The sequence below is a fragment of the Microbacterium sp. MYb54 genome (assembly GCF_002979515.1).
GTDB lineage: Bacteria > Actinomycetota > Actinomycetes > Actinomycetales > Microbacteriaceae > Microbacterium.
Map to the genome: position 1 here is coordinate 184458 of NZ_PCPA01000003.1, position 24359 is coordinate 208816.

The window sequence follows — 24359 nt, forward strand, 5'->3', positions numbered from 1 at the left end:
TGATGCAGGAGAGGTGCGGGGAGCTACTGCTTGACGCTTCCCGCGGTGAGACCTGACTGCCAGAAGCGCTGCAGCAGCAGGAAGGCGATGACGATCGGGATGATCGTGAGCAGTGAGCCCATGATCACGAGGTTGTAGATCGGCTGGGATCCGGCGCCGATGGCCTGGGCGCTCCACTGGTTCAGACCCACGGTGAGGGGGTACCAGGCGGGGTCGGACAGCATGATCAGCGGCAGGAAGTAGTTGTTCCAGGTGGCGACGACCGTGAAGAGCGCGACCGTGACGATGCCGGGTGCCAGCAGCCGCATCGAGATCGTGAAGAAGGTGCGGAACTCGCCGGCGCCGTCGATGCGGGCGGCCTCGAGCAGCTCGGTCGGCACCGATTCGGAGGCGAACACCCAGATCAGGTACAGGCCGAAGGGGCTGATCAGCGAGGGGATGATCACGGCCCAGGGCGTATTGGTCAGACCCAGCTCGCTGAACAGCAGGAAGGTCGGGACCGCGAGGGCGGTACCCGGCACCGCCACCGCCCCGAGGACCACCGCGAACACCGCACGACGCCCGGGGAAGCGGAACTTCGCGAGTCCGTAGCCGGCCATGGTGGCCAGCAGTGTCGCGCCTCCCGCACCCACCACGACGTAGAGCAGCGTGTTGCCGAGCCAGCGAAGGAAGATGCCGTCGCGATACGAGAAGGTGGCGACGAGGTTGTCGAAGAACGCGAAGTCGTCGGCGAACCACAGTCCGAACGAGCTGAAGAGCCCCGCCTGCGTCTTGGTCGAGCTGAACAGCAGCCAGACCAGCGGCACGAGGGTGTACAGCGCGTAGACGATCATCACGATCAGCAACGTGTTGGACTTGCGCGGATTCATCGGATCGTGACGCGTGCGCGAGGAACGGGCGAGGGGGAGTGCCATGTCAGCGCACCTCAGACTTCGAGCCGCGCAGCTGCACGACATAGGCGATGACCGCGGTGATGACGCCCATGATGATGGCGATGGTCGCGGCGTAGTTGAACTGCTGCCCGGCGAACGACAGGTTGTACGCGTACATGTTCGGGGTGAAGAACGTGGTGATCACGTTCGGGGCGAGCGGGCGCAGGATGTTGGGTTCGTTGAAGAGCTGGAAGCTGCCGATGATCGAGAAGATCGTCGCGATCACGAGTGCGCCGCGCACGGACGGGATCTTGATCGAGAAGATCGTGCGCCATGCCCCGGCGCCGTCGAGAGATGCCGCCTCGTACATGTCGGTCGGAATCGTCTTGAGCGAGGAGTAGAAGATCAGCATGTTGTAGCCGACGAACTCCCACGTGACGATGTTGCCGATCGAGAGCAGCATCCACTCCTTGGCGAACGGGGTGATCGCATCGACGCCGAGGAAGTCGTTGATGTTGCTCGTGAGGCCGAACTGGTCGCCGTAGATGTAGCCCCACATCAGCACCGCCACCACGGCGGGCACGGCATAGGGCAGGAAGATCAGGATGCGGAAGAACGATGCTCCGCGCAGGCGGGCGCTGTCGAGGGCGAGGGCCGCACCGAGGGCGAGGAGCAGCATGATCGGCACCTGCACCACGAGGAAGATCAGCACGCGGCCGAACGCCTCCCAGAACTGCGGGTCGGTGAGCGCACGGACGTAGTTGTCCAGCCCGACGAACGCGGTCCCGCCGATGAGCTTCTCCTGGAAGAAGCTGAGGTAGAGCGCATAGGCGAGGGGTGTCAGGAACACCAGGGCGAAGACGACCATGAACGGGCCGACGAAGGCCCAGCCCTTCCAGTCGCGCTTGTCGCGGCGCCGGATGCCGCGGGCACCCAGGGCAGCGGGGATTTCAGTCGTCATCGACGAGTCCTTCTCAAGATCCGGGCGCATCGTGCGCCGTGTGTCAACGTCAACATATTGGATCGACTGGTAGTGTGTCAACGTCAACATATGAGGGGATGGGTGATCGTGATCCCAGAGCATCCGACAGAGGCGCCGACGCGTCGACGTGAGCCCTCGATGGAAGACGTCGCCCGTGAGGCGGGTGTTTCCGGCCAGACCGTTTCTCGCGTCGTCAACGCCAGAGGCTATGTCGGCGCCGCCACACGCGAGCGCGTCGAGGCGGCCATGCACAGCCTCGGGTACCGCCCCAACAGTGCTGCCCGCGCGTTGCGGTCAGGGCGCTTCCGCACGATCGGCGTCGTGATGTTCTCGTTCAGCTCGTACGGCAATCAGCGCACACTCGATGCGATCGCGGTGCGCGCCGCGCAGCTCGGCTACGCCCTCACCCTCATCCCCGTCGAATCGAGCGCCGGAGAGACCGTGGCAGGCGCGTTCCGACGGCTCGAAGAGCACGCGGTCGACGGCATCATCATCGTGATCGAGGCGCATCAGCTCGACGAGGCCGACATCGAGATCCCGGAGGCGCTTCCGGTCGTGTTCGTCGACTCGAACCGCGGCGAGACGCATCCGTTCGTCGACACCGATCAGGCCCAGGGCGCACGGCTCGCGACGGAGCACCTGCTCGAACTCGGCCACGACACGGTATGGCACGTCACCGGTCCCGCGCGCTCGTACTCCGCCGAGCGTCGCCGCGAGGCGTGGCGGGAGACCCTCGAGAAGCACGGGCGGGCGGTACCGGAGCCGCTCGCGGGGGATTGGACGGCGTCATCCGGCTACGAGGCCGGTGTCGAACTGCGGGAGATCGACGGAGTCACCGCCGTCTTCGCAGCGAACGACCAGATGGCGATCGGCGTTCTGCGCGCCTTCCGCGAGGTCGGGCGCGACGTGCCGGAAGACGTCAGCATCGTCGGGTTCGACGGTTTGCCCGATGCCGCACAGCTGTGGCCGCCGCTGACGACCGTGCAGCAGCATCCGGAACGCGTGGGGGCGCTCGCGGTCGACGCGCTGCTCGCCGAGCTCGACGGGGTCGAGCGTCAGCAGACACCGCTCGTGGGCACCGAGCTCATCGTGCGCGAGAGCACGGCGGCGCCGCGCAGGCGCTGAGTGCCGCGGAAGCGCTGAGTGCCGGGGAGTGCTGAGGCTCAGCGCCAGATGACGGCGAGGCCCGCGTTCAGGAGCGCCAGGATGCCGATCAGCCAGAACACTGCGGGCGGCACGGTCTCGCCGCGCTTCTGACGCGCGGAACCGATGCCCAGCAGGGCGCCGATGACGAGCAGAACCACCAGCTTGACGCCGATCTTGACGTAGTTCAGGTCGTACTCGATACCCCACGGTGCGGCGAGAGCGAGGCCAGCGACACCCGCGATGGCGAGGCCGTAGTCCATGATCTTCGTGATCTGGCGCTTGCCGCCGAACGCCTGCGCGGCCCAGGCGCCGAACAGCACGGCGAAGCCGATGAGGTGGATGAACACGACGACGTGGCGGAGAGTCTCCATGCACTCACCGTACGAGTGAGGTGAGGTCTGCCGCTAGCAAGGGCAGGCTGACCTCAGCCGCGCAGCTCCCGGGTCACGAGGGCCGTGCGCAGTGCAGCGTCGGCTGCCTCGGCACCCTTGTCCTCCTTGGAGCCTTCGAGACCCGCACGATCGAGGCCCTGCTGCTCGTCGTCGAGGGTGAGCACGCCGAATCCGACCGGCTTGCCGGCATCGAGGGCGACGCGGGTGAGGCCGTCGGTGGTCGCCGCCGACACGTACTCGAAGTGCGGGGTCCCGCCGCGGATGATCACGCCGAGAGCGACGACCGCGTCCGCTCCGCCGGCGAATGCCGCCTGCGCGGCGATCGCGAGCTCGAAGGATCCGGGCACTCGCACCAGGCGGTGGGTGGCCTGCGCCGCATCCAGCACCCGCTCCGCGCCGGCGATCAGGCCGTTCGAGATCGTCTCGTGCCAGGTGCCGGCGACGATGACGACGTTCAGCCCGCGTCCGTCGATGTTCCCGGTCTCGGGTGCTCCTGCGCCGCTCATTTCTCGTCCCTTCCGTGGGCGAGCGCCTCTGCGAGGGCCGCTTCGCCGATGATGTGACCCATCCGGTCACGCTTGGTCTCGAGGTACTGGTGGTTGTTCGGTCCGACGCCGACGATCAGCGGCACCTGCTCGATCACGTCGAGCCCGAGTTCGCGCAGCTGCTCGACCTTGTCGGTGTTGTTCGTGAGCAGACGCACCTTCGACACGCCCAGGTCGGCGAGGATCCCGGCAGCCGCGGCGTAGTCGCGGGCATCCGCCGGCAGTCCGAGCGCGAGGTTGGCGTCGACCGTGTCGAGCCCCTCCTCTTGCAGGCTGTAGGCGCGCAGCTTGTTGATGAGGCCGATTCCTCGTCCCTCGTGGCCGCGCATGTAGATCACGATGCCGTCCTCTTTCTCGATCGCGTCGAGCGCGGCGTCGAGCTGCGGCCCGCACTCGCACTTCAGCGAGCCGAACGCTTCGCCGGTGAGGCATTCGGAGTGCACGCGCACGAGAGCGGTGTCGCCGGGCTCGCCCGAGACGACCGCGATGTGGTCGGTGCCGGTGACGCGATCCTTGTAGGCGAGGAAGCGGAAGGTGCCGTGCGTTGTCGGCACGGTGGCGTCGGCGCGCAGGCTCACTCGGCGGCCGCGGTGCGCGCCGGATGTCGCGCCCTCCGGGTCGATCTCGTTGAGGTGGGCGATGAGCTGCTCGATGGTGATGACGGGCACGCCGTCGCGGGCGCCGAGTTCGAGCAGGCCAGGAAGACGCATCATGCTGCCGTCTTCGGCGACCACCTCGGCGATCGCACCGACCGGGTGGAGACCGGCGAGCTTCATGAGCTCGACAGCTGCCTCGGTGTGACCGCTGCGCTCACGCACGCCGCCGTCGACGGCGCGCAGCGGCAGCACGTGACCGGGGCGGATGACGCTCGTCGACGTCGAGTCCGGGTTCGCCAGCACGTTCAGCGTGTGGGCCCGATCGTGGGCGCTGATTCCGGTCGTGACGCCGTGGGCCGCATCGACGCTCACCGTGTAGGCGGTCGAACGGGCATCTTCGCTGGCGGCGACCATCGGCGGCAGATTCAGATGGTCGGCCAGGTCGGTGGGCATCGGGGCGCAGATGAACCCCGACGACCACCGCACCGTCCAGGCCACCCACTCCGGGGTCGCGAGCTCGGCCGACAGGATCACATCGCCCTCGTTCTCGCGGTTCTCGTCATCGGCGACGAGAACGGGACGCCCGGCGCGCAGCGCGTCCAGGGCCTCGGGGATCGTGGAAAGGCTCATCGCGAGCCTCCTTCCGGTGCGGCGCGGAACGCGAGCAGGCGCTCGACGTGACGGGCGAGGATGTCGGTCTCCAGGTTCACGCGGTCGCCGACCGCGCGCATGCCGAGGGTGGTCGCGGCGAGGGTCTCCGGGATCAGGGAGACCTCGAACCAGGGGGACGGGTCGGCGGGGGCGCTGACGGCGCTCACGGTCAGGGAGGTGCCGTCGACCGAGATCGAACCCTTGTCGACGACGAGCGGGGCGAGGTCGGTCGGCAGGCTGATGCGCAGCACGCTCCACTGCGCGCCCGGTCGCACCTCGAGCACGTCGCCGACGCCGTCGACATGGCCCTGCACGATGTGTCCGCCGAGCCGCGCGCCGACCGGCATCGCCTTCTCGATGTTCACTCGGGTGCCGATGGATGCCGACCCGATCGCGGCGACGTCGAGCGTCTGCTTCATCACGTCGGTGTCGAAGGTGTCGGAGGTCGAGCCGACCACTGTCAGGCAGACGCCCGAGACGGCGATGGACTCGCCGTGCACGGCATCCGCGGCGGCGCGAGGGGAGCGCACGGTCAGGCGCCAGCCGTCGCCCGCGGGTGCGATCGCGGTGATCTCGCCCATCTCCTCGATGATTCCGGTGAACATCAGGCGGCTCCTTCGTTCTGAGGATCTGTGTCGTTCTGAGGATCTGTGACTTGGACAGGGTGCGCGATCGCGAGCAGGTCGTCGCCGAGGGGCACCCACTCCTCGACGGTCAGGCGGCGTGCTTCGTCGATGGATCCGACCCCGATGTCGGTCAGGGCGAGTCGGCGCCCGCCGAGCAGCACAGGGGCGATGTAGGCGAGCACGCGGTCGGCGAGCCCCGCCTCGATGAAGGCGCTGGCGAGCGTCGGACCGCCCTCGACGAACAGGCTCTGCACACCGCGGGCGTGCAGGTCTGCCACGACCGCATGCAGGTCGTGGGTGTCGAAGAACAGCGGGGTGTGCGGATGCCGGTGCACCGCGGCATCCGCCGGAGTGGGCCGTGACCCGATGATCACCGGGATCGGCTGGTGCGGCAGCAGGGCGTCGCTGTCGCGCGCCGTGAGGGCAGGATCGTCGGCGAGGACGGTCCCGATGCCGACCGCGATGGCGTCGGCCTCCGCGCGGCGGCGGTGCACGTCGGCGCGGGCGGCCGGTCCCGTGATCCACTGGCTCGATCCGTCGTCGGCGGCCGCACGGCCGTCGAGGCTCTGGGCCCACTTGACCGTGATGTGCGGGCGCCCGAGACGCTGGGCCGTGAGCCAGCCGTCGATCAGAGCCTGCGCGGCATCCGCCTGCTCGCCGGCCTCGACGTCGACGCCGGCGGCACGCAGCCGTTCGGCGCCGCCGCCCGAGGCGACCCCTGGGTCATCGAGCGCGTAGACCACGCGCGAGACACCGGCTTCGATGAGCGCGACAGCGCAGGGTCCGGTACGTCCGGTGTGGTTGCAGGGCTCGAGGGTGACGACGGCTGTGGCACCGGTGGCAGCACCCGAGGCGAGCTTCGAGAGCGCGTCGACCTCCGCGTGCGGGGTGCCCGCGCCGTGGTGCCAGCCCTCCGCGAGGACCGTGCCGTCGGGGGAGAGGATGACCGCGCCGACCTGCGGGTTCGCCCCGCGCGGTCCGCGGGTGGCGAGCTGGAGCGCGCGGTCCATCGCGCTGCGCTCTGCCGCGTTCACTGCCATCCGTCGTCCTCCTCTGAGGCTCCAGGGGCGAGAGGGGGTGGCGGAACGGACGCACGTATGCGCCTCGTGCTGCCTCCCTTCCGGACTAGCGAGGTCTCCCTCACATCACCGTCGGTCCCGGAATTCCACCGGATCGGCATCCCGATCTCTCGAGACGCTCGCGGACTGTCACCGCCGGTTCGGATTCTCACCGACCCCGGAGCACGTTGTTGCTCTGAGTGTACTCAACGCGTCTGGACACATTTCATTCCAAGACATGGACAGGCAGCACGGAGAAGCGGTAGCCGTCACTTCAGCAGTCGCGAGAGCCGCCGGTCGGCGAGCACCTTGCCGCCGGTCTGGCAGGTGGGGCAGTACTCGAGCGAACGATCGGCGAAGAACACGCTGCGCACCGTGTCGCCGCACACCGGGCAGGCCTCTCCGCGGCGGGCATGCACCTGCATCCCACGGCGCTTGGCGTCTTTGAGATCGGCGGGCGGCTTGCCGGAGGCTTCGGCGACCGCCTCGGTCAGCGTCTCGCGCATGGCCTCGAACAGGCGGTCGATCTCCGCATCGTCGAGCTTTCCGGCGATCGCGTACGGCGACATGCGCGCGGCATGCAGGATCTCGTCGGAGTAGGCGTTGCCGATGCCCGCGATCACCGCCTGATCGCGAAGCAGCCCCTTGATCTGCATCCGCCGATCGTCGAGCAGCGCGGCGAACGCCTCGCGGGTGAACGAGGGGTCGAGCGGATCGGGACCGAGCCGGGTGATGCCCGGTACCTCCTGCGGATCGCGCACGACGTAGACGGCGAGCGATTTCTTGGTCCCCGCTTCGGTGAGGTCGAACCCGCTGCCGTCATCGAGAGCGATGCGCAGGGCGATGGGTGACTTGCCCGGCTTGATGAGCGTCGTGGGGAGCGTCTCGTACCAGCGCAGCCACCCGGCCTTCGCCAGGTGGAACACGAGGTGCAACTCGTCGCTGCAGGTGAGTACGACGAACTTGCCGAGACGCGCGGACGTGGTGATCGTGGCACCCTGCAGCGCGGTGATCTGCGGGTCGTAGGTCTTCAGCGCGGCGATCGCTGCGACGGTCGCCTTGGTGATGGTCCGACCCACGGCGCGCTCGCCGAGGAAGGCGGTGAGTCCCTGCACTTCCGGCATCTCGGGCATGCGTTCATCCTGCCATCCGCCGTCGACACTGGGCCAGCGGCAGCTCAGACGGCGCTGAGGAGAAGACGGATGCTGGCGGCGCGCAGATGCTCGACGGCCTCCAGGTCGCCACGAAGATACGCGATCAGGGCATTGAGGAAGATTCCGTCGAACAGTGCGTACGCCGAAGACGGATCGACGACGGGAGTGCGTCCTTCGAGGGCGGAGAAGCGCTCGACGACGGCCCACACCATGTCGCTGAGGAGGGCGTCGATCGCGATGATCGTGTCGCGGAAGCCTGCATCGAACAGCGCCTGGTTGCGCAGGTCGTACCAGAGCCGGTGCATGTCGGCCTCATCGCGCAGCGTCGCGGCCATCTCGGCGCCGAATCGTTCGGCCAGCTCGGATCCGGTCTGCGACGACTCCACGATCGGGTCGTAGCGACGCGCGCATTCCGACTTGTACTGCCAGATCGCTTGACCGATCAGGTCGTCCTTGTCCTCGAAGTAATAGTGCAGGAGTCCGTGGGAGAGCTCGGTATGGGCGGCGACATCACGCAGGCCGGTGCGGGCGAAGCCGCGTTCGGCGATCGCGGTCAGCGCGGCATCGGCGAGCTCGCGCCGACGGGCGGCGAACTTGTCGGTCCCTGCCTTCTCCGCGCGCGTCACGACATCGCTCATCAGGCCTCCTCCGGTCGGGATGTGAAGCGATCATACGCCCTGTGAGCACCGGAGATCGACTGATTTGAACAGTCGTCCAAGTTTTCCTTGTCAAGTGTCCAGTTTTCTGATCTGCTGTCCCCATCGCTTTCAACGACGAAAGGAACAGATCGACATGACCACTGATCTCACGGGGACTCGGGCCCTGATCACCGGCGGCGCGAAGGGGTTGGGGTTGCGCACCGCGCAGCTGCTCGCCGAGAGGGGAGCATCCGTCGTCCTGGCCGACGTCGACGCGACTGCCGGCGCCGCCGCCGCAGCGGCACTGACCGCCGACGGGCGCAACGCGAGCTTCGTCGCCCTCGACGTCACCGACGACGCTTCCTGGAGTCGTGCGATGGAGCAGGTCCGCACGGATCTCGGCGGCCTGGACGCTCTCGTCAACAACGCCGGCATCGAGATCTCCGACCTGTTCGTCGATCTCGACCCCGCGAACCTGCGCAAGATCCTGGATGTGAACGTGCTCGGCACCGCACTCGGTGTGAAGCACGCCTTCCGTGGGATGCGGCAGGACGACGGCACGGGAACCGGCGGGGCGATCGTGAACATCGCCTCGGTCGCCGCGACGATCGCGTTCCCCGGAATCGCGGCCTACTCCGCATCGAAGTCCGCCGTCGAGCGACTGACCAAGGTCGCGGCCGCGGAATCGGGGCGGCTCGGCTACGGCGTCCGCGTCAACACGGTGTGTCCCGGGCTCGTCCCGAACGCGATGGGAGCCCAGCTCGCCGGCGACATGGAGCGCCTCGGACTGTTCCCCTCTGCGCAGGATGCGGTCACCGCGGTCGTCGGGCTCACCCCGTCGGGGCGGCTTGCGACCGAAGACGACATCGCAGCGGGCATCGCCTTCCTGCTGTCGTCGGATGCGGCATTCGTCAACGGAACGACGCTGTCGATCGACGGCGCGATGGGGATGTGAGGGGAACATCATGGGTACGGACAAGCCTGTCGTCGTCTACGGCGTGAGCGGATACACCGGCCGACTGATCTGCGAGTACCTGCGGGAGCTGGGGGTGCCGTTCGTGGCCGCCGGCCGCGACGCGGATCGAGTGCGCGAGGTCGTCGAGAAGATCCCGGGGATCGAGACGGCCGACTACGAGATCATCGGAGTGGAGAACACCGCGGCCGCGCTGGTCGAGGCCTTCGACGGTGCGAAGGTCATCTGCAACACCGCAGGGCCCTTCATCAAGTTCGGCCCCGAGGTCGTCGAGGCCGCGTTGCAGATCGGCGCCGACTATCTCGACACCACCGGGGAGCAGGATTGGGTGCTGTCGGCGCGCGACCGCTGGGGTGCGCAGTTCGCCGCGAAGAACATCCTGCTCGCGCCCGGTGTCGCGCACATGTACACGACGAGCGAGATCGCGGCCAACATCGCACTCGAGCCGGGCGGGTACGACTCGCTCGACATCCTCGTCTTCTGGAAGGGGCTGCCGACCTTCGCCTCCACCCAGACGATCTTCACGATCCTCAAAGCGGACTGGTTCTACCTGGAGCAGAATCAGCTCGTTCCCTGGGACCATCTGTCCGCGTTCGACGTGACCGTTCCCGGCTACCACGAGCAGGCAGTCGCCGTGCCGTGGGGCGGGATGTCGCATCCGATCTGGTTCCAGAACGACCCGCGGGTGTCGAGCGTCCGGGCGATCGGCGGGGTGCTCAACCGCGCGATCATGGAGAACGTCGGGCAGACGGTGCAGATGTTCGAGGAGCAGATCCGTCCGCTCGAGCCGGAAGCCCAGGAGAAGGCCCTCGCCGACATCGCGGCAGGACTCCAGGCGAGCATGCCGCCGCGCGAGAACCCACGGGTCAACCGCTCGGTCGACTCGGTGCACGCCTCTGGTCCGCTCGGTCGCTCGCACGTGGTCATCCACGGCAACAGCAACTACAAGCAGACGGGTCTCCTGCAGGCGTTCGCGGCGTTCTCACTGATGCAGCAGCGACCGCATCGGGTGGGCTTCGCCTCGGCCTGCCAGGCGTTCGGACACCGTGAGCTGCTCGGACAGCTGCGGGCATTCGGACTCGTCGCCGAACCCGTGATCACGCGGGTCTGAACCCGCCTCGATCACCCCAGAGGGGTGCCGCGTCCCCTGCGCGGCACCCCGTCCTCCATCCGTTCGCCACCCGCCGGAACACCCGGGAGTAGTCATGCACTTCGCCACGCTTCCCTCCACCCGCGCTGTCGAAGCGCCATCCGCCCCGAGCCTTCGCGACGATGCGGTCGCCCTCACCAACGCCGACCTGCTCGCCCGGGTGGAAGCCGCAGCCGGTGCGCTGTACGACCACGGCATCCGGGCCGGCAGCGTCGTCGCCCTCGCTCTGCCCAACCGCGTCGAGCTGATCGTCGCACTCTTCGCGGCGTGGCGGCTCGGCGCAGCGGTCACCCCCATCAACCCGGTGCTCGGTCCGACCGAAGCCATGTATCAGGTGGCCGACGCAGGTGCGGCTGTTGTCGTCATGGAAGAGGGAGCACCGGATCTCGGTGTGCCGAGGATGCTCGTCTCCGACCTGGCCGACGGTGGCGGCGCACCCGAACCCGCTGCTCTCGATGCAGACGACCTCGCGCTGCTCATCTACACGAGCGGAACCACCGGCAGCCCCAAGGGCGTCATGCTCACGCACGCCAACCTCGACGCGATGACCGCTTCGTTCGCGGAGTGGTTCGAGCTCGGTCCCGATGACCACAGTCTGCTGGTGCTCCCGCTCTTCCATGCGAACGGCATCGTGCTGGGCACTCTGTCGGCGCTGCGCGCCGGCGGGCAGGTCAGCATCACCGGAAGGTTCTCGCGCGACCGGTTCTTCGCCGACGTCGAACGGCTGCGTCCCACCTACTTCTCGGCGGTGCCGGCGATCTACGCGCTGCTCTCGTCGCTCCCTGAGGACGTGCGCCCGGACACCTCTTCGCTGCGATTCGCCGTGTGCGGTGCAGCGCCGATGCCCGCCGAATTGATCGAACGGTTCGAACGCCGCTTCGGGGTCACGATCGTCGAGGGCTACGGGCTCTCCGAGACGACGTGTGCGTCGACGATCAATCCGCTCCGCGGCGTGCGAAAGCCGGGGACCGTCGGCCTTCCGCTGCCAGGGCAGCAGGTCGCGGTCATCGCCGGCGACGGCCGGCAGGTGCCTGTCGGAGAGGTGGGCGAAGTCGTCATCGCAGGTCCCGTCGTCATGGCCGGCTACCTCGGCCGACCAGAGGAGACCGCGAAGACGATCGTCGACGGCTGGCTGCGCACCGGTGACCTCGGACGCTTCGATGCGGACGGCTATCTGCAGATCGTCGACCGCATCAAGGACATGATCATCCGTGGGGGTGAGAACCTCTACCCCAAAGAGATCGAGAACGCGCTCTACACGCACGACGATGTGCGCGAGGCCGCAGTGGTCGGGGCGCCCGATCCGGTGCTGGGCGAGGTGCCGGTCGCATTCGTGTCGCTGCGTCCTGGTGCGACGGTGTCCACCGAACTGCTGGCGAGCCACGTCCGCGGCATCCTTTCTGCTTTCAAGTGCCCGACGCACATCGCCGTCCTCGAGGAGCTGCCGAAGAATCCGGTCGGCAAGATCGACAAGCCCACGCTCCGCCGCGGCCTGCAGGTCGTCTCGTGAGCGTCGTCGTGGCCGGTGTCGGGATGATCCCCTTCGTCACACCTTCCCGCACCGAGACCTACGACGTGATGGGGGAGCGCGCGATCCGCGCCGCGCTGGCGGATGCCGGGATCGGCCTCGAGTCGGTCGGCGCCGTGTATGCGGGATACGTCTACGCCGATACGGCCGCAGGGCAGACCGCGGTGTACGGGGTCGGGACGACCGGGGTTCCGGTGTTCAACGTCAACAACTACTGCGCGAGCGGGTCGAGCGCGCTGTGGCTCGGAAGGCAGGCGATCCTCTCGGGCGCGGCCGACTGCGTGCTCGTGGTCGGCTTCGAGCAGATGGCGCGTGGCGCGATCGGCAGCATGTACGGCGACCGGCCGGATTCTCTCTGGCGGTTCACCGAGTCGCGACGGCTGCACCGGCCGGAGTCGGATGCTCCGCCGGCGGCACAGTTCTTCGGCGACGCGGGGACGGCCTATGCCGAGAAGTACGGCATGGACCCAGCGGTGTTCGCACAGATCACCGTGAAGTCCCGCCGGCACGCCGCCGCCAACCCCTATGCCGTGTTCCGTGATCCGGTGACGGTGGAAGAGGTGCTCGCCTCGCCGGCGGTGCACGGCCCGCTCACGCGGTTGCAGTGCTGCCCGCCCACCTGTGGCGCGGGAGCGGCGGTCCTGTGCACCGAGGACTTCGCGCGGACGCACGGCATCGACCCATCGGTTCGCATTCGAGCGCAGGCCATGACGAGCGACCGTGCAGACACGTTCGAGGGAGACGCCATGGCCCTGGTCGGAGCGTCGATCGCGCAGCGCGCCGCGGATGCCGTGTACGAGCAGTCGGGGGTCGACCCGCGCGATCTGCGGGTCGTGGAACTGCACGACTGCTTCACGACGAACGAGGTGCTCGCCTACGAGGCGCTGCGACTCACTCCCGAGGGGACGAGCGAGCGCTTCATCCTCGCGGGCGACAACACCTATGGCGGACGGGTCGTCACCAATCCGTCAGGCGGGCTGCTGTCGAAGGGGCATCCGCTGGGTGCGACAGGTCTCGCGCAGTGCGCTGAGCTGGTCTGGCAGCTGCGTGGAACGGCAGGCGAGCGTCAGGTGGAGGACGTGACGCTCGCGCTGCAGCACAACCTGGGTCTCGGCAGCGCGTGTGTCGTGACCCTGTACGAGCGGATCGGAGGCGGTCAGGGCTGAGCGCCCTGACCGCGCCCTCAGCCCTCGAGGATCGGCCAGTCGACCGGCGTGCGGTCATCCGTCGGCAGCAGCCCGGCCATCCATCCGTCGTCGCGGCCACGCGGACTCGTGAGGGCCTGGCGCTGGAGGCCCTCATAGCGGAAGCCGAGGGCACGGGCGGCGCGCGCAGAGGGGATGTTCCCCGCCACGGCCTGCCACCGGATTCGCGCGAGTCCGAGCCCTGTGAAACCCCAGTCGATCACGGCGCGGGCGGCCTCGAGAAGGTACCCCTTGCCGCGGGCGTCGGCTGTGACCCAGTAGCCCAGCTCCGCGTGCCTTCCGGTGAAGTGATCGCCGATGTTGTGAAGACCGATCATGCCGATGAGGACGCCGTCGGCGTGCAGGCCCCACACGTACTCCGAGTCGTCAGCCCACGAGCCGGTCACGAGACGCACGAACGACTCGGCATCGCCGCGCGTGTACGGGCTCGGGACAGTCGTCCACCGCGGGATCTCCGGGTCCTGGCACGCGTTCGCGATCGCATCGACATCCGCCTCGGATGGTGCGCGCAGCACGAGTCGTTCGGTGGTCAGGGTGACGGATTCCATCCCGACAGAGTAGTGAGCCCGAAGCGGAGACGACGGGCGCGGGCCGGAGTGTCCGTGGGCGCGACTAGTCTTATCCGGTGACTGTTCCGGGGATTCTGCGCGCCTTGGAAGAGGCGTCTCTGTACCGTGACGCCCTCAGCTGGGCGCACACCGACGCCGACCTCGGCCTGGTCGACGGACTCGACGCACCGGCGCTCGCCGGTCTGCTCGAGAATCGGACCGCGGCGGGACACCCGGCGGCCCTCCTCGCCGTCGTACCCACGGGTCGACGAGCCGAGAGCCTCGCGCTGGCGATGCAGGCCTATCTGCCCGACGCCGACATCCTCACCTTCCCGGCGTGGGAGACCCTTCCGCACGAGCGGCTCAGTCCGAGCCCCGACACGGTCGGTCAGCGCCTGCAGACGCTCCGTCGGATCGCGGACTGGTCGGGCGATCATCCCCTCGTCGTCATCGCCTCGGTGCGGGCAGCACTGCAGCCGATCGCGGGGAACCTGGGCGAGATCGCCCCTCTCGAACTCGCGTCGGGTAGCCGGGGCCACGAGCTCGACCGTGTCGTCGAGCAACTGGTCGAGCGGGCGTACTCCCGGGTCGACATGGTGTCGCGGCGTGGCGAGTTCGCGGTGCGCGGCGGCATCCTCGATGTCTTCCCGCCGGTCTCGGAGCACCCGTACCGCGTGGAGTTCTTCGGCGACGAGATCGATCAGATCCGTGCCTTCTCGGTCGCAGATCAGCGGTCGCTCCCCGGCGATGTCTCGGGTGTCGACCTCCCTCCGACGCGCGAACTGCTGCTCACGGCCGACGTCCGCGATCGCGCGCGTGCGCTCGTCGGCACGTTCCCGGCGATCTCCGGCATGCTCGAGAAGATGGCCGAGGGCATCCCGGTCGAGGGAATGGAATCGCTGCTGCCCGCGGTGGCCGGACCGCTCAAGTCCCTTGCCGAGTATCTGCCTGCCGGCAGCGCCACGGCCGTCGTCGACCCCGAGCGCTCGACAGCGCGCGCCATCACCCTGCGCGAGACGAACCGCGAGTTCCTCGACGCCGCCTGGAGCGCGGCCACATCCGGCGCCTCCGCTCCCATCGACCTCGGTGCCGGCGATTTCCTGACGATCGCCGAGCTGCGTGAGGTGGTGCGCGACCGCGGAGGTGTGTGGTGGCGGCTGAGTCCGTTCGGCGCGGGGCTCGGCGAGGGCGATGTCGATGCCGCGAACCTCGGCGCCGCCGTCATCCCCTCCTTCCACGGCAACGTCGACGGGGCGATCTCCTTCGTCGAGGCGAAGGTGACCGACGGCTGGCGGGTGGTGGTGATCGCGGCCGGTCACGGTCTGGTCGACCGGGCTCGCGATGTGCTCGCCGACCGCGGCCTTGCCGCACGAGTCGTCGAGACATTGACCGACGCACCGGAGGGCGGTGTCGCGACGCTGGTCACCGGATCGGTCGAGGCCGGCTTCCAGGTGGCGGAGGCGAAGCTCGCCGTCCTCACCGACAACGAGTTCTACGGCCGCACGATCGGCGGCGACCAGCGTGTCGTCAAGAAGCTCGCGTCCCGTCGCAAGAACGTCGTCGACCCGCTGCAACTCAAGCAGGGTGACTTCGTCGTGCACGCGACCCACGGCATCGGCCGCTTCGTCGAGATGACTCAGCGCGAGGTGTCCACCGGCGGCCGCAACGCCACCAAGTCGATCCGCGACTACCTCGTGCTCGAGTACGCGCCTTCCAAGCGCGGCTATCCGGGCGACAAGCTGTTCGTGCCGACCGATCAGCTCGACGCCCTCTCGAAGTACGTCGGCGGCGAGGCCCCGACGCTCTCGAAGATGGGCGGCAGCGACTGGTCGCAGGCCAAGGGCAAGGCCCGCAAGGCCGTTCGGGACATCGCCGTCGAGCTCGTGAAGCTCTACTCCGCCCGCATGAGCGCGAAGGGCCATGCTTTCGGACCGGACACCCCATGGCAGCGCGAGCTGGAGGAGGCCTTCCCGTTCGCCGAGACGCCCGATCAGCTGCAGACCATCGACGAGATCAAGGCCGACATGGAGCGGCCCATCCCGATGGACCGGCTGCTCTCCGGTGACGTCGGCTTCGGCAAGACCGAGGTCGCCGTGCGCGCGGCCTTCAAGGCGATCCAGGACGGCAAGCAGGTCGCGATGCTCGTGCCGACGACGCTGCTCGTGAAGCAGCACCTCGAGACGTTCACCGAGCGCTTCGCCGGCTTCCCGGTGAAGGTGAAGCCGCTGTCGCGCTTCCAGACCGACAAAGAGGCGCGGCTCACCCTCCAGGGGCTCCTGGAGGGATCGGTCGACATGGTGATCGGCACCCATCGCATCCTCACCGACCAGGTCATCTTCAAAGACCTCGGTCTGATGATCATCGATGAGGAGCAGCGGTTCGGCGTCGAGCACAAGGACACGCTCAAGAAGATGAAGACCAACGTCGACATCCTCGCCATGAGCGCGACGCCCATCCCGCGCACGCTCGAGATGGCGGTGACGGGCATCAGGGAGATGTCGACCCTCGCGACCCCGCCGGAGGACCGGCACCCGATCCTCTCGTTCGTCGGACCCCGCAGCGACAAGCAGATGACCGCGGCGATCCGTCGTGAGATCCTGCGCGAGGGGCAGATCTTCTTCGTCCACAACCGCGTGCAGTCGATCCAGCGCGTGGCGAGTGAGTTGGCCGAGCTCGTGCCGGAGGCCCGAATCGCCGTCGCACACGGGCAGATGGGCGAGCACCAGCTCGAGCAGGTCGTCGACGACTTCTGGGAGCGCAAGTTCGACGTGCTCGTCTCGACGACGATCATCGAGACGGGCCTCGACATCGCCAACGCGAACACGATCATCATCGACCGTGCAGACAAGTACGGCCTCAGCCAGCTGCACCAGCTGCGCGGCCGCGTCGGTCGTGGCCGCGAGCGCGCCTACGCGTACTTCCTGTACGACGAGATGAAGCCGCTCTCGGAGACCGCGGCCGACCGTCTGCAGACGATCGCGGTCAACAACGAACTGGGCTCGGGCATGCAGGTGGCCCTGAAAGACCTCGAACTGCGCGGCGCGGGAAACATGCTGGGTGCAGAGCAGGCCGGTCACATCGCCGGTGTGGGCTTCGACCTCTATCTGCGCATGATCGGCGAGGCCGTCGCGACCTTCCGCGGCGACGAGGTCGAGACCGGGCAGGAGCTGCGACTCGAGCTGCCGCTGGATGCCCGCATCCCCGAGTACTACATCGACAGCGAGCGACTGCGTCTGGAGGCATACCAGAAGCTCTCGGCGGCTTCGGCGGCGACGGCGAAGGACGACGCGATCGACCTGGTGATCGAGGAGCTCATCGACCGGTACGGCACTCCGCCCGAAGAGGTCGAGGGGCTGTTGGCGATCTCGCGTCTGCGCCGCCGTGCCGCCAGAGCAGGGCTGACGGATGTCGTGGTGATGGGCTCGAACCTGCGCATCGCGCCGGCACATCTCGAAGACTCGATCAAGGTGCGGTTGCAGCGGCTGTACCCGAAGGCGAAGCTCGTCGCCGGGGGAGAGGCGCTGGTCGTGCCGATGCCCACCATCCCCGCCGCGGTCGGCGTCGGTCTCGAGCCGTTGACCGACGCTACGCTGCTCGAGTGGGTCGGCCAGCTCTTCACCGCGATCTTCCCCGAGCCGGTGAAGGCCGAGTAGCGCGCGGCGGCAGTCGCAGGACTAGTCTGGCCGCATGTTGTACGAGCACCTCGGGGCTCGGCCCCGCGTCCATGACACCGCCGTCATCGCCCCCACCGCCGTCGTCTCCGGCGACGTGGAGATCGGCCCGGGCTGCCAGGTGCTGCACGGCGCCGTGATCACCGCCGAAGGAGGGGCGATCACCCTCGGCGAGCACGTCATCGTGATGGAGAACGCCCTCATCAGGGCGACCGCGGCCAACGCGGTGCACATCGGTGCGCACACCCTGATCGGCACGCTCTCGAGCATCGCCGGCGCGACGGTGGGCGAGGAGACGTTCCTCGCCTCGGGGTCGCGGCTCTTCAACGGCTCCCTGATCGGACCACGCTGCGAGATCCGCGTCAACGCGATCGTGCTCCGCCGCGCGGTGCTGCCGGAGGGCACCGTCGTGCCGATCGGGTGGGTAGCCGTGGGAGATCCGGCGAAGCTGTACTCCCCGGATCGCGAACAGGAGATCGCGGCGGCACAGCCCGACCTCGACTTCCCGGGGCACGTGTTCGGCGTCGACCGGGACACCCCCGATCTGATGGTGCAGCTGACCGAGCGCTACGGCACCTCGCTCGCGCGGCATGCGCACGACGTGAGCGTCGACTCGGGCCTCGACCAGACGCACCACCGGTAGCGCCACGGGTGACGATCGGCGCAGCAACCGACGCACCCATCTTCGAATCGCGTGTGCTTTTGAATTGTTAAATGCGCATTTCGTGCCAGATTCGCCGTAGCGCTGACGATTACCTCCGGTCCATACTGTTGCTCAGCGTCGGACGACCCGAAGTCCGACCCATGCGCTGTCCCCTGAGGAGTACCCATGGCCACGAAGACGAAGCCGCTCGCGCAAGGTGGAGGAACGCTCAGACGAAATCTCGGGCTGTGGGCGATCGTCGGGCTCGGGCTCGGTTACATGACGCCGACGGTCGTGTTCGACACCTTCGGCATGGTCGCCCGCGACACCGACAACGTGGTCCCTGCCGCCTACGCCGTCGCTCTGGTCGTGATGGTGTTCACCGCGATCAGTTACGGCAAGATCTCCCGTGCGATCCCGAGCGCCGGATCCGCATACACCTACGTGCGGGAGTCGATCCACCCGAACCTGGGCTTCATGGTCGGGTGGACCTCGCTGATCGACTACGTGCTGCTGCCGATGGTGAACTGCCTCATCATCCGCAGCTACCTGGAGGCGCTCTTCCCCGAGATCCCGGGCTGGATCTGGGTGGTGCTGTACTGCATCCTCGTCACGAGCGTCATCTACCTGACCATGCGTGGCACCTCGAACATGAACATGATCCTGCTGGTGTTCTCGATCGTCGTGATGGCGGTGTTCGTCGTGATGGTGGTCGCGCAGCTCATGCGCGGAGAGGGGGCAGGCACGATCGCCTCGATGACGCCGTTCTTCCACGACGGCGCGACGATGAGCGCGGTGCTGATGGGCGCGACGATCGTCTGCTTCTCGTTCATCGGATTCGACGCCGTCACGATGTACGCGGAGGAGGCGAAGGATCCGAAGATCATGCCGAAGGCCATCCTCCTCACGGTGCTGCTGGGCGGGGCGATCTTCTTGATCTCCGGGTACCTCACGCAACTGCGCTTCCCCGACTGGAACGAGTTCGCACCAGGTGGCGACATGCAGTTCGTGGAGGATTCGACCCTGCCCGTCATCGGAGAACTGGTCGGCGGGCCCGTGCTGATGGCCGTGCTGACGGCCGCGGGGTTCTGCGCGACACTCGCCTCGGGTCTCGCCTCGCACGCGTCGGTGTCGCGGATGCTGCTGGTGATGGGGCGCAACAACGTGCTTCCGCAGAAGGCGTTCGGGTACATCAACCCGCGCACCCACACTCCGACGTTCAACATCGTGCTGGTCGGTGCGATCTCGCTGTTGGCGATCCCGTTCACGCTCGAACTGATCGCGGCGTGGATCAACTTCGGCGCGCTGATCGCATTCACGTTCGTCAACATCTCGGTGATCGCATGGTTCGCGATCCGCAAGGGGCGCCGCAAGACCCCCGGCGACATCTTCAACTTCATCGTGATGCCGGGGATCGGCATGATCCTCACGGGGCTGCTCTGGGCGAACCTGCACGAGGACGCCCTGCGCGGTGGCTTGGTGTGGACGGCGATCGGGCTGATCTACCTCGCCATCATCACGAAGGGCTTCCGCAAGAAGGTCGTCGCCTTCGATGAGAACCAGGCGGTGACCGGATACAACAAGGTGGTCAAGGTGCCCGTCGACGAGAGCTAACACCGCTGCACACGACGAGAGCCGCCTCCCGGGAAGGGAGGCGGCTCTCGTGCGTCTGTTCAGGGATCAGATGACACCCTGGGCGAGCATGGCCGCTGCGACGCGCTCGAAGCCCGCGATGTTGGCGCCCGCGACGTAGTCACCGGCGACGTCGTGACGCTCTGCCGCGTCGAATGCGGCGTCGTGGATGTCGGCCATGATCTCGCGCAGCTTGTTCTCGCTGTCGCCGAAGCTCCAGCGCTGGCGGGAGGCGTTCTGGCTCATCTCGAGGGCAGACGTCGCGACACCACCGGCGTTCGCGGCCTTGCCCGGGGCGAACAGCACGCCCGCCTTCTGGAAGGCGTCGACCGCATCCGGCACGCAGGGCATGTTCGCGCCCTCCGAGACGGCACGCACACCGTTCGCGATCAGTGCCTCGGCATCGGCGAGGCTGACCTCGTTCTGCGTGGCGGAGGGCACCGCGATGTCGACCGGGACCTCCCAGACGCTGCCGCCCTCGACGAAGTGGGCGCTCGGGCGGCGGTTGGCATACTCCACGATGCGGGCGCGCTCGACCTCTTTGATCTGACGCAGCAGGTCGACGTCGATGCCGGCGTCGTCGACGACGTAGCCGGAGGAGTCGGATGCCGTCACCGCGGTCGCGCCGAGCTGGGTGGCCTTCTGGATCGCGTAGATCGCGACGTTGCCGGAGCCCGAGATGCCGACGCGCTTGCCCGCGAGGGAGTCGCTGTGCACGGCGAGCATCTCCTGCGCGAAGAACACCGCGCCGTAACCGGTGGCCTCGGTGCGCACCTCGGCGCCGCCCCAGCCCGTGCCCTTGCCGGTGAACATGCCGGACTCGTGACGGTTGGTGACCTTGCGGTACTGGCCGAACAGGTAGCCGATCTCGCGGCCGCCGACGCCGATGTCGCCCGCGGGAACGTCGGTGTGCTCGCCGAGGTGGCGGTACAGCTCGTTCATGAACGACTGGCAGAAGCGCATGACCTCGGCGTCGGACTTGCCGTGCGGGTCGAAGTCGGAGCCGCCCTTGCCGCCGCCGATGCCCTGACCGGTGAGCGCGTTCTTGAAGATCTGCTCGAAGCCGAGGAACTTGATGATGGAGAGGTTCACCGAGGGGTGGAAGCGCAGCCCGCCCTTGTACGGACCGAGCACCGAGGAGAACTGGATGCGGTAGCCGCGGTTGACCTGGAGCTTGCCCGAGTCGTCGATCCACGGCACGCGGAACAGGATCTGGCGCTCGGGCTCGACGAGCCGCTCGAGGATGCCACCGTCGACATACTCCGGGTGCTTCTCCAGGACAGGCGCGATCGAGTGCAGAACCTCGTGGACGGCCTGGTGGAACTCCGGCTCGTAGGGGCTGCGAGAGAGCACCGTGTCGAAGACGGGCTGCACCGAGGCTGCGAGCGGATGGAAATCGGCGGGAGTCTTAGCGGTCACGCGGAAGGAGCTTTCTGGTGGGGGATGGTGTTGCAGGCGATCGTGTCGCGTGAGGCTGTGCCGGATCCGGCAGAGATTTCACTCTAGTGGGCACCGAAAGGGTCGATTCCCGCTCGGTCGGGCGCGGGCGGTCACCCGGTGTTCTGAAGACCTGCGGCCACGCCGCTGACCGAGAGCAGCAGCAGTCGCTGCTGTTCCGCATCGGCGCCCGAGCCCGTCGCGCCGCCTTCGGCCGACCGCAGCGCCCGGAGAGCGCGGAGCTGCAGCAGCGAGAGAGCGTCGACATACGGGCTGCGCAACTGCACGGCGCGCTGCAGGACGGGCTTGTTCTCGAGGAGGCGCTCGCCGCCGGTGAGCCGGATCACCCAGCGTCGCGTGCTCGCGAGTTCGTCGAGCACGAGCTGCGCCAGGTCGTCGCGGTCGCCGAGCGCCAGGTACTGGCGGGCGATGCGCTCATCGGTCTTGGCGAGGCTCATCGCGACGTTGTCGATCATGGTGCGAAGAAGCGGCCACTCCTGGTACGCCTCGACGAGCAGCTCTTCGTCGCCCACAGCATCCAGGGCGGTGCCGAGACCGAACCAGCCGGCGAGGTTGATGCGGGCCTGTGTCCACGCGAACACCCACGGGATCGCCCGCAGGTCTTCCAGCGACTCGACCGACAGCCCACGACGGGCGGGGCGGGAACCGAGCGCGAGCAGCCCGATCTCCTCCATCGGCGTCACGGTGGCGAACCAGGGAGCGAAGCCCTCCGCCTTCACGAGCGAGAAGAACCGTTCGCGGGACGCGGCATCCATGATGGATGCGACCTCGGCGTAGCGGGCGGCTGCACGACTCGTGCGCTCCTCCTCGGTGGGGGAGGATGCGAGCAGCGTCGCCGCGGCGACCTGATCGATGTGCCGCATCGCGATCGCCGGCTCGCCGTAGCGGGCGAAGATGACCTCGCCCTGCTCGGTGAGCTTGAACCGGCCGTCGACCGAGTGCGGCGGCTGCGCGAGGATCGCAGAGTTTGCGGGGCCGCCGCCGCGTCCGAGTGCGCCGCCACGACCGTGGAAGAGCGTCAGCTCGATGTCGGACTCCTTGGCCCACCGTGCGATCTTCTCCTGCGCCTCGTACAGCGCGAGGTTCGCGGCCACCGGGCCGACATCCTTCGACGAGTCGGAGTAGCCGAGCATGACCTCGAGCCGGTTGCCGGTCGCGGCCATGCGGGCCCGATACTCCGGGAAGGTCACCGCCTCGGCGAGGATCTCGGGTGCCGCCTGGAGGTCGGCGAACGTCTCGAACAGGGGGACGACGTCGAGCACCGGTGCGTCGTCCCCGAGCGCGTGCCTCGCGAGACGGTGCACGTTCGCGAGGTCGGAAGCGGCCTGGGTGAACGACACCACGTAGCGGCCGGCGGCCTGAAGTCCACGGTCACGCTGGATGTCGGCGATGACACGGAAGAGCTCGAGCACCTCTTCGGTCTGCGCGCTGATCGCCGCACCGCTCTCCAGCTCGGCGAGGGCCTTCGCGTGCACCTGGGAGTGCTGGCGCACCTCGAGTTCGGTGAGGTGGAAGCCGTAGGTCTCGACCTGCCAGATCAGGTGCTGCACGCCGCCGAACGCATGCCGCTTCGCTCCGGCGTCCGCGAGCGACGACTGCACTGCGCGGAGATCGGCGAGCAGCTCCTCGGGACGTGAATAGGCCTGTGCGCCGTCATCACCGTGGCGCGTGGCGGCGACGCGACGCGCCAGCACCAGCAGCACGCGACGGTGCGGCTCATCGGGCGAGCGGGTGGCGAGCTCGGCGGCAAGCTCCGGCTCCGCCGCGACGAACCGCTCCCAGAGGGCTGTGACCTCGACGCTCGGCGGAGTGTCGTCGGAGGCGAGCGTGAGGGTCCGGCCGATGCGCTCCAGGGCGCGTTCGAGGCCGCGCAGCACGTGGTCGGCCGCGATCTGCGACGCCTCGCGGGTGACCGATGCCGTGACGAACGGGTTGCCGTCGCGGTCGCCGCCCACCCAGGAGCCGATCCGCACGAAGGCGGGAACCATCGGGGCGCTCGATCCGGAGTCCTCGCCGCGGAGCGCGTCGTCGATGCGGCGGTACACGTGCGGCACCGTGGTGAAGAGCGTCTCGTCGAACACACCCATCACGGTGCGGACCTCGTCGGTCGGAGACGGCTTCTGCGACCGCAGCGGCGCCGTGCGCCAGAGCGTGTCGATCTCCTCCAGCATCCGCCGGCGGGCGCGGTGCTCCTCCGAGCCGCCCTCGCTCGCCGCATCGTGCTGTGTGAGCAGTTCGGAAAGACGACGGATGCTCGACGACACCGCGCGGCGGCGGGCCTCGGTCGGGTGCGCGGTGAAGACCGGGTGGAAGCGGAGGCCCTCCAAACGGCGGCGGGCCTCGTCGTCGCCGACCTCGGTGCGCAGCCGCGCGTACGCGGTCGCGACGGTGTCGGCGGCATCCTCGCGGCCCGGCTGCCCCGCACGCTCGCGCAGCACGCGCACGCGCTGGTGCTCCTCGGCGAGGTTCACGAGGTGGAAGTAGCAGGTGAACGCGCGTGCGACCTCGTCGGCGCGAGCGACGGTGAACGACTCGGCGATGGCCGCTGCGCGCTCGAAAGCGTCGGGGGTCTCCTGGTCATACGCCTGGATCGTCGCGAGCCGCAGTCGCTCGACGTCTTCGAAGAGTCCGTCGCCGCCGGCTTCGCGCAGGACCTGGCCGAGCAGATGGCCGAGCATGCGGACGTCGGTGCGCATGGCATCGGGGATGCCCTGGCCTGCTTCGAAGCGGCCGATCACGCGGATGGCCTCGGTGTTCGTGGGCTCGGAGAAGGAGTGTGCGGGGGTCACCCTTCGAGAGTATCCCTCGTGGAAGGGGTGTCCTGCACGCATGACAGACGCTTCGCCGACGAGCAGGAGACGGGGGAGGCGCGGAGAAACGCGGCGACCTAC

General features: G+C 68.2%; 20 protein-coding genes and 1 riboswitch. Of the genes, 8 read left to right on the forward strand and 12 right to left on the reverse strand.

The window, feature by feature from the left end; all coding sequences use genetic code 11:
* Nucleotides 1–23 precede the first annotated feature (23 nt).
* Complete coding sequence (locus CQ040_RS05065) at nucleotides 24–869, reverse strand: carbohydrate ABC transporter permease (protein ID WP_028503759.1); 846 nt, start codon at nucleotides 867–869, stop codon at nucleotides 24–26.
* A gap of 46 nt (nucleotides 870–915) precedes the next feature.
* Nucleotides 916–1833 (reverse strand): carbohydrate ABC transporter permease, encoded by a 918-nt coding sequence (locus tag CQ040_RS05070; RefSeq protein ID WP_105526742.1) that lies wholly within the window; start codon nucleotides 1831–1833, stop codon nucleotides 916–918.
* Nucleotides 1834–1992: 159 nt separating this feature from the next.
* On the opposite strand from CQ040_RS05070, the gene CQ040_RS05075 reads away from it, so the two are divergent.
* Nucleotides 1993–2979: a LacI family DNA-binding transcriptional regulator gene (locus CQ040_RS05075; RefSeq protein WP_105526741.1), complete on the forward strand. Its 987-nt coding sequence runs from the start codon at nucleotides 1993–1995 to the stop codon at nucleotides 2977–2979.
* Nucleotides 2980–3017: 38 nt separating this feature from the next.
* Here the strand turns inward: CQ040_RS05075 and CQ040_RS05080 are convergent, their stop codons facing one another.
* The 7 genes from CQ040_RS05080 to CQ040_RS05110 form a co-directional block, all read right to left on the reverse strand.
* On the reverse strand, nucleotides 3018–3371 hold the full coding sequence (locus CQ040_RS05080) for a Fe-S protein (RefSeq protein WP_105526697.1): 354 nt from the start codon (nucleotides 3369–3371) through the stop codon (nucleotides 3018–3020).
* Nucleotides 3372–3424: 53 nt separating this feature from the next.
* Nucleotides 3425–3898 (reverse strand): 6,7-dimethyl-8-ribityllumazine synthase, encoded by a 474-nt coding sequence (ribH, locus tag CQ040_RS05085; protein ID WP_028503763.1) that lies wholly within the window; start codon nucleotides 3896–3898, stop codon nucleotides 3425–3427.
* Nucleotides 3895–5163 (reverse strand): GTP cyclohydrolase II, encoded by a 1269-nt coding sequence (gene ribA / locus CQ040_RS05090; protein ID WP_105526696.1) that lies wholly within the window; start codon nucleotides 5161–5163, stop codon nucleotides 3895–3897. Before ribA ends, ribH begins: the two co-directional genes overlap by 4 nt.
* The gene (locus tag CQ040_RS05095; RefSeq protein ID WP_105526695.1) at nucleotides 5160–5789 is read right to left on the reverse strand and encodes a riboflavin synthase; all 630 of its coding nucleotides are present in this window, start codon (nucleotides 5787–5789) and stop codon (nucleotides 5160–5162) included. The genes ribA and CQ040_RS05095 overlap by 4 nt, the downstream gene beginning before the upstream one ends.
* The gene (ribD, locus tag CQ040_RS05100; RefSeq protein WP_105526694.1) at nucleotides 5789–6850 is read right to left on the reverse strand and encodes a bifunctional diaminohydroxyphosphoribosylaminopyrimidine deaminase/5-amino-6-(5-phosphoribosylamino)uracil reductase RibD; all 1062 of its coding nucleotides are present in this window, start codon (nucleotides 6848–6850) and stop codon (nucleotides 5789–5791) included. The genes CQ040_RS05095 and ribD overlap by 1 nt, the downstream gene beginning before the upstream one ends.
* Nucleotides 6851–6913: 63 nt before the next feature.
* Nucleotides 6914–7058: riboswitch (FMN riboswitch) on the reverse strand.
* A gap of 79 nt (nucleotides 7059–7137) precedes the next feature.
* Entirely contained in the window at nucleotides 7138–8001 is an 864-nt protein-coding gene (locus tag CQ040_RS05105; protein ID WP_105526693.1) for an Fpg/Nei family DNA glycosylase, read from the reverse strand.
* A 44-nt stretch (nucleotides 8002–8045) separates the two neighbouring features.
* On the reverse strand, nucleotides 8046–8660 hold the full coding sequence (locus tag CQ040_RS05110) for a TetR/AcrR family transcriptional regulator (RefSeq protein WP_105526692.1): 615 nt from the start codon (nucleotides 8658–8660) through the stop codon (nucleotides 8046–8048).
* A gap of 154 nt (nucleotides 8661–8814) precedes the next feature.
* Between CQ040_RS05110 and CQ040_RS05115 the strand changes: the two genes are divergently transcribed.
* From CQ040_RS05115 to CQ040_RS05130, 4 genes are all read left to right on the forward strand, one after another.
* Nucleotides 8815–9615 carry an SDR family NAD(P)-dependent oxidoreductase gene (locus CQ040_RS05115; protein ID WP_105526691.1) on the forward strand — a complete coding sequence of 267 codons (801 nt, stop codon included), beginning with the start codon at nucleotides 8815–8817 and terminating at the stop codon, nucleotides 9613–9615.
* A gap of 10 nt (nucleotides 9616–9625) precedes the next feature.
* On the forward strand, nucleotides 9626–10744 hold the full coding sequence (locus CQ040_RS05120; RefSeq protein ID WP_105526690.1) for a DUF5938 domain-containing protein: 1119 nt from the start codon (nucleotides 9626–9628) through the stop codon (nucleotides 10742–10744).
* Between the two features lie 94 nt (nucleotides 10745–10838).
* Nucleotides 10839–12293 carry a class I adenylate-forming enzyme family protein gene (locus tag CQ040_RS05125; RefSeq protein WP_105526689.1) on the forward strand — a complete coding sequence of 485 codons (1455 nt, stop codon included), beginning with the start codon at nucleotides 10839–10841 and terminating at the stop codon, nucleotides 12291–12293.
* Nucleotides 12290–13477 (forward strand): lipid-transfer protein, encoded by a 1188-nt coding sequence (locus CQ040_RS05130; RefSeq protein ID WP_219844704.1) that lies wholly within the window; start codon nucleotides 12290–12292, stop codon nucleotides 13475–13477. Before CQ040_RS05125 ends, CQ040_RS05130 begins: the two co-directional genes overlap by 4 nt.
* A 17-nt stretch (nucleotides 13478–13494) precedes the next feature.
* On the opposite strand, the gene CQ040_RS05135 is transcribed toward CQ040_RS05130, so the two are convergent.
* Complete coding sequence (locus CQ040_RS05135) at nucleotides 13495–14064, reverse strand: GNAT family N-acetyltransferase (RefSeq protein ID WP_105526688.1); 570 nt, start codon at nucleotides 14062–14064, stop codon at nucleotides 13495–13497.
* 77 nt (nucleotides 14065–14141) lie between these two features.
* Between CQ040_RS05135 and mfd the strand changes: the two genes are divergently transcribed.
* The 3 genes from mfd (at nucleotide 14142) to CQ040_RS05150 (ending at nucleotide 19992) form a co-directional block, all read left to right on the forward strand.
* Nucleotides 14142–17717, forward strand: a complete 3576-nt coding sequence (gene mfd, locus CQ040_RS05140) for a transcription-repair coupling factor (RefSeq protein ID WP_105526687.1) — start codon at nucleotides 14142–14144, stop codon at nucleotides 17715–17717.
* A 34-nt stretch (nucleotides 17718–17751) separates the two neighbouring features.
* Complete coding sequence (locus tag CQ040_RS05145) at nucleotides 17752–18378, forward strand: gamma carbonic anhydrase family protein (RefSeq protein ID WP_105526686.1); 627 nt, start codon at nucleotides 17752–17754, stop codon at nucleotides 18376–18378.
* A 186-nt stretch (nucleotides 18379–18564) separates the two neighbouring features.
* Nucleotides 18565–19992 carry an APC family permease gene (locus CQ040_RS05150; protein ID WP_258131428.1) on the forward strand — a complete coding sequence of 476 codons (1428 nt, stop codon included), beginning with the start codon at nucleotides 18565–18567 and terminating at the stop codon, nucleotides 19990–19992.
* Between the two features lie 66 nt (nucleotides 19993–20058).
* Here CQ040_RS05150 and gdhA read toward each other — a convergent pair whose 3' ends face one another.
* Entirely contained in the window at nucleotides 20059–21429 is a 1371-nt protein-coding gene (gene gdhA / locus CQ040_RS05155) for an NADP-specific glutamate dehydrogenase (RefSeq protein ID WP_105526685.1), read from the reverse strand.
* Nucleotides 21430–21560: 131 nt separating this feature from the next.
* Entirely contained in the window at nucleotides 21561–24257 is a 2697-nt protein-coding gene (locus tag CQ040_RS05160; protein ID WP_105526684.1) for a phosphoenolpyruvate carboxylase, read from the reverse strand.
* Nucleotides 24258–24359: the final 102 nt, after the last annotated feature.

Excerpts from the sequence above, each read along its gene's own strand:
- ribD (WP_105526694.1), bottom strand. The coding sequence starts at position 6,850 with ATGGCAGTGAACGCGGCAGAGCGCAGCGCGATGGACCGCGCGCTCCAG.
- CQ040_RS05075 (WP_105526741.1), top strand. The coding sequence starts at position 1,993 with ATGGAAGACGTCGCCCGTGAGGCGGGTGTTTCCGGCCAGACCGTTTCT.
- CQ040_RS05105 (WP_105526693.1), bottom strand. The coding sequence starts at position 8,001 with ATGCCCGAGATGCCGGAAGTGCAGGGACTCACCGCCTTCCTCGGCGAG.
- CQ040_RS05145 (WP_105526686.1), top strand. The coding sequence starts at position 17,752 with ATGTTGTACGAGCACCTCGGGGCTCGGCCCCGCGTCCATGACACCGCC.
- CQ040_RS05110 (WP_105526692.1), bottom strand. The coding sequence starts at position 8,660 with ATGAGCGATGTCGTGACGCGCGCGGAGAAGGCAGGGACCGACAAGTTC.
- ribH (WP_028503763.1), bottom strand. The coding sequence starts at position 3,898 with ATGAGCGGCGCAGGAGCACCCGAGACCGGGAACATCGACGGACGCGGG.
- ribA (WP_105526696.1), bottom strand. The coding sequence starts at position 5,163 with ATGAGCCTTTCCACGATCCCCGAGGCCCTGGACGCGCTGCGCGCCGGG.
- CQ040_RS05070 (WP_105526742.1), bottom strand. The coding sequence starts at position 1,833 with ATGACGACTGAAATCCCCGCTGCCCTGGGTGCCCGCGGCATCCGGCGC.
- CQ040_RS05150 (WP_258131428.1), top strand. The coding sequence starts at position 18,565 with ATGGCCACGAAGACGAAGCCGCTCGCGCAAGGTGGAGGAACGCTCAGA.
- CQ040_RS05115 (WP_105526691.1), top strand. The coding sequence starts at position 8,815 with ATGACCACTGATCTCACGGGGACTCGGGCCCTGATCACCGGCGGCGCG.
- CQ040_RS05080 (WP_105526697.1), bottom strand. The coding sequence starts at position 3,371 with ATGGAGACTCTCCGCCACGTCGTCGTGTTCATCCACCTCATCGGCTTC.
- CQ040_RS05125 (WP_105526689.1), top strand. The coding sequence starts at position 10,839 with ATGCACTTCGCCACGCTTCCCTCCACCCGCGCTGTCGAAGCGCCATCC.
- CQ040_RS05120 (WP_105526690.1), top strand. The coding sequence starts at position 9,626 with ATGGGTACGGACAAGCCTGTCGTCGTCTACGGCGTGAGCGGATACACC.
- CQ040_RS05095 (WP_105526695.1), bottom strand. The coding sequence starts at position 5,789 with ATGTTCACCGGAATCATCGAGGAGATGGGCGAGATCACCGCGATCGCA.
- CQ040_RS05065 (WP_028503759.1), bottom strand. The coding sequence starts at position 869 with ATGAATCCGCGCAAGTCCAACACGTTGCTGATCGTGATGATCGTCTAC.
- CQ040_RS05135 (WP_105526688.1), bottom strand. The coding sequence starts at position 14,064 with ATGGAATCCGTCACCCTGACCACCGAACGACTCGTGCTGCGCGCACCA.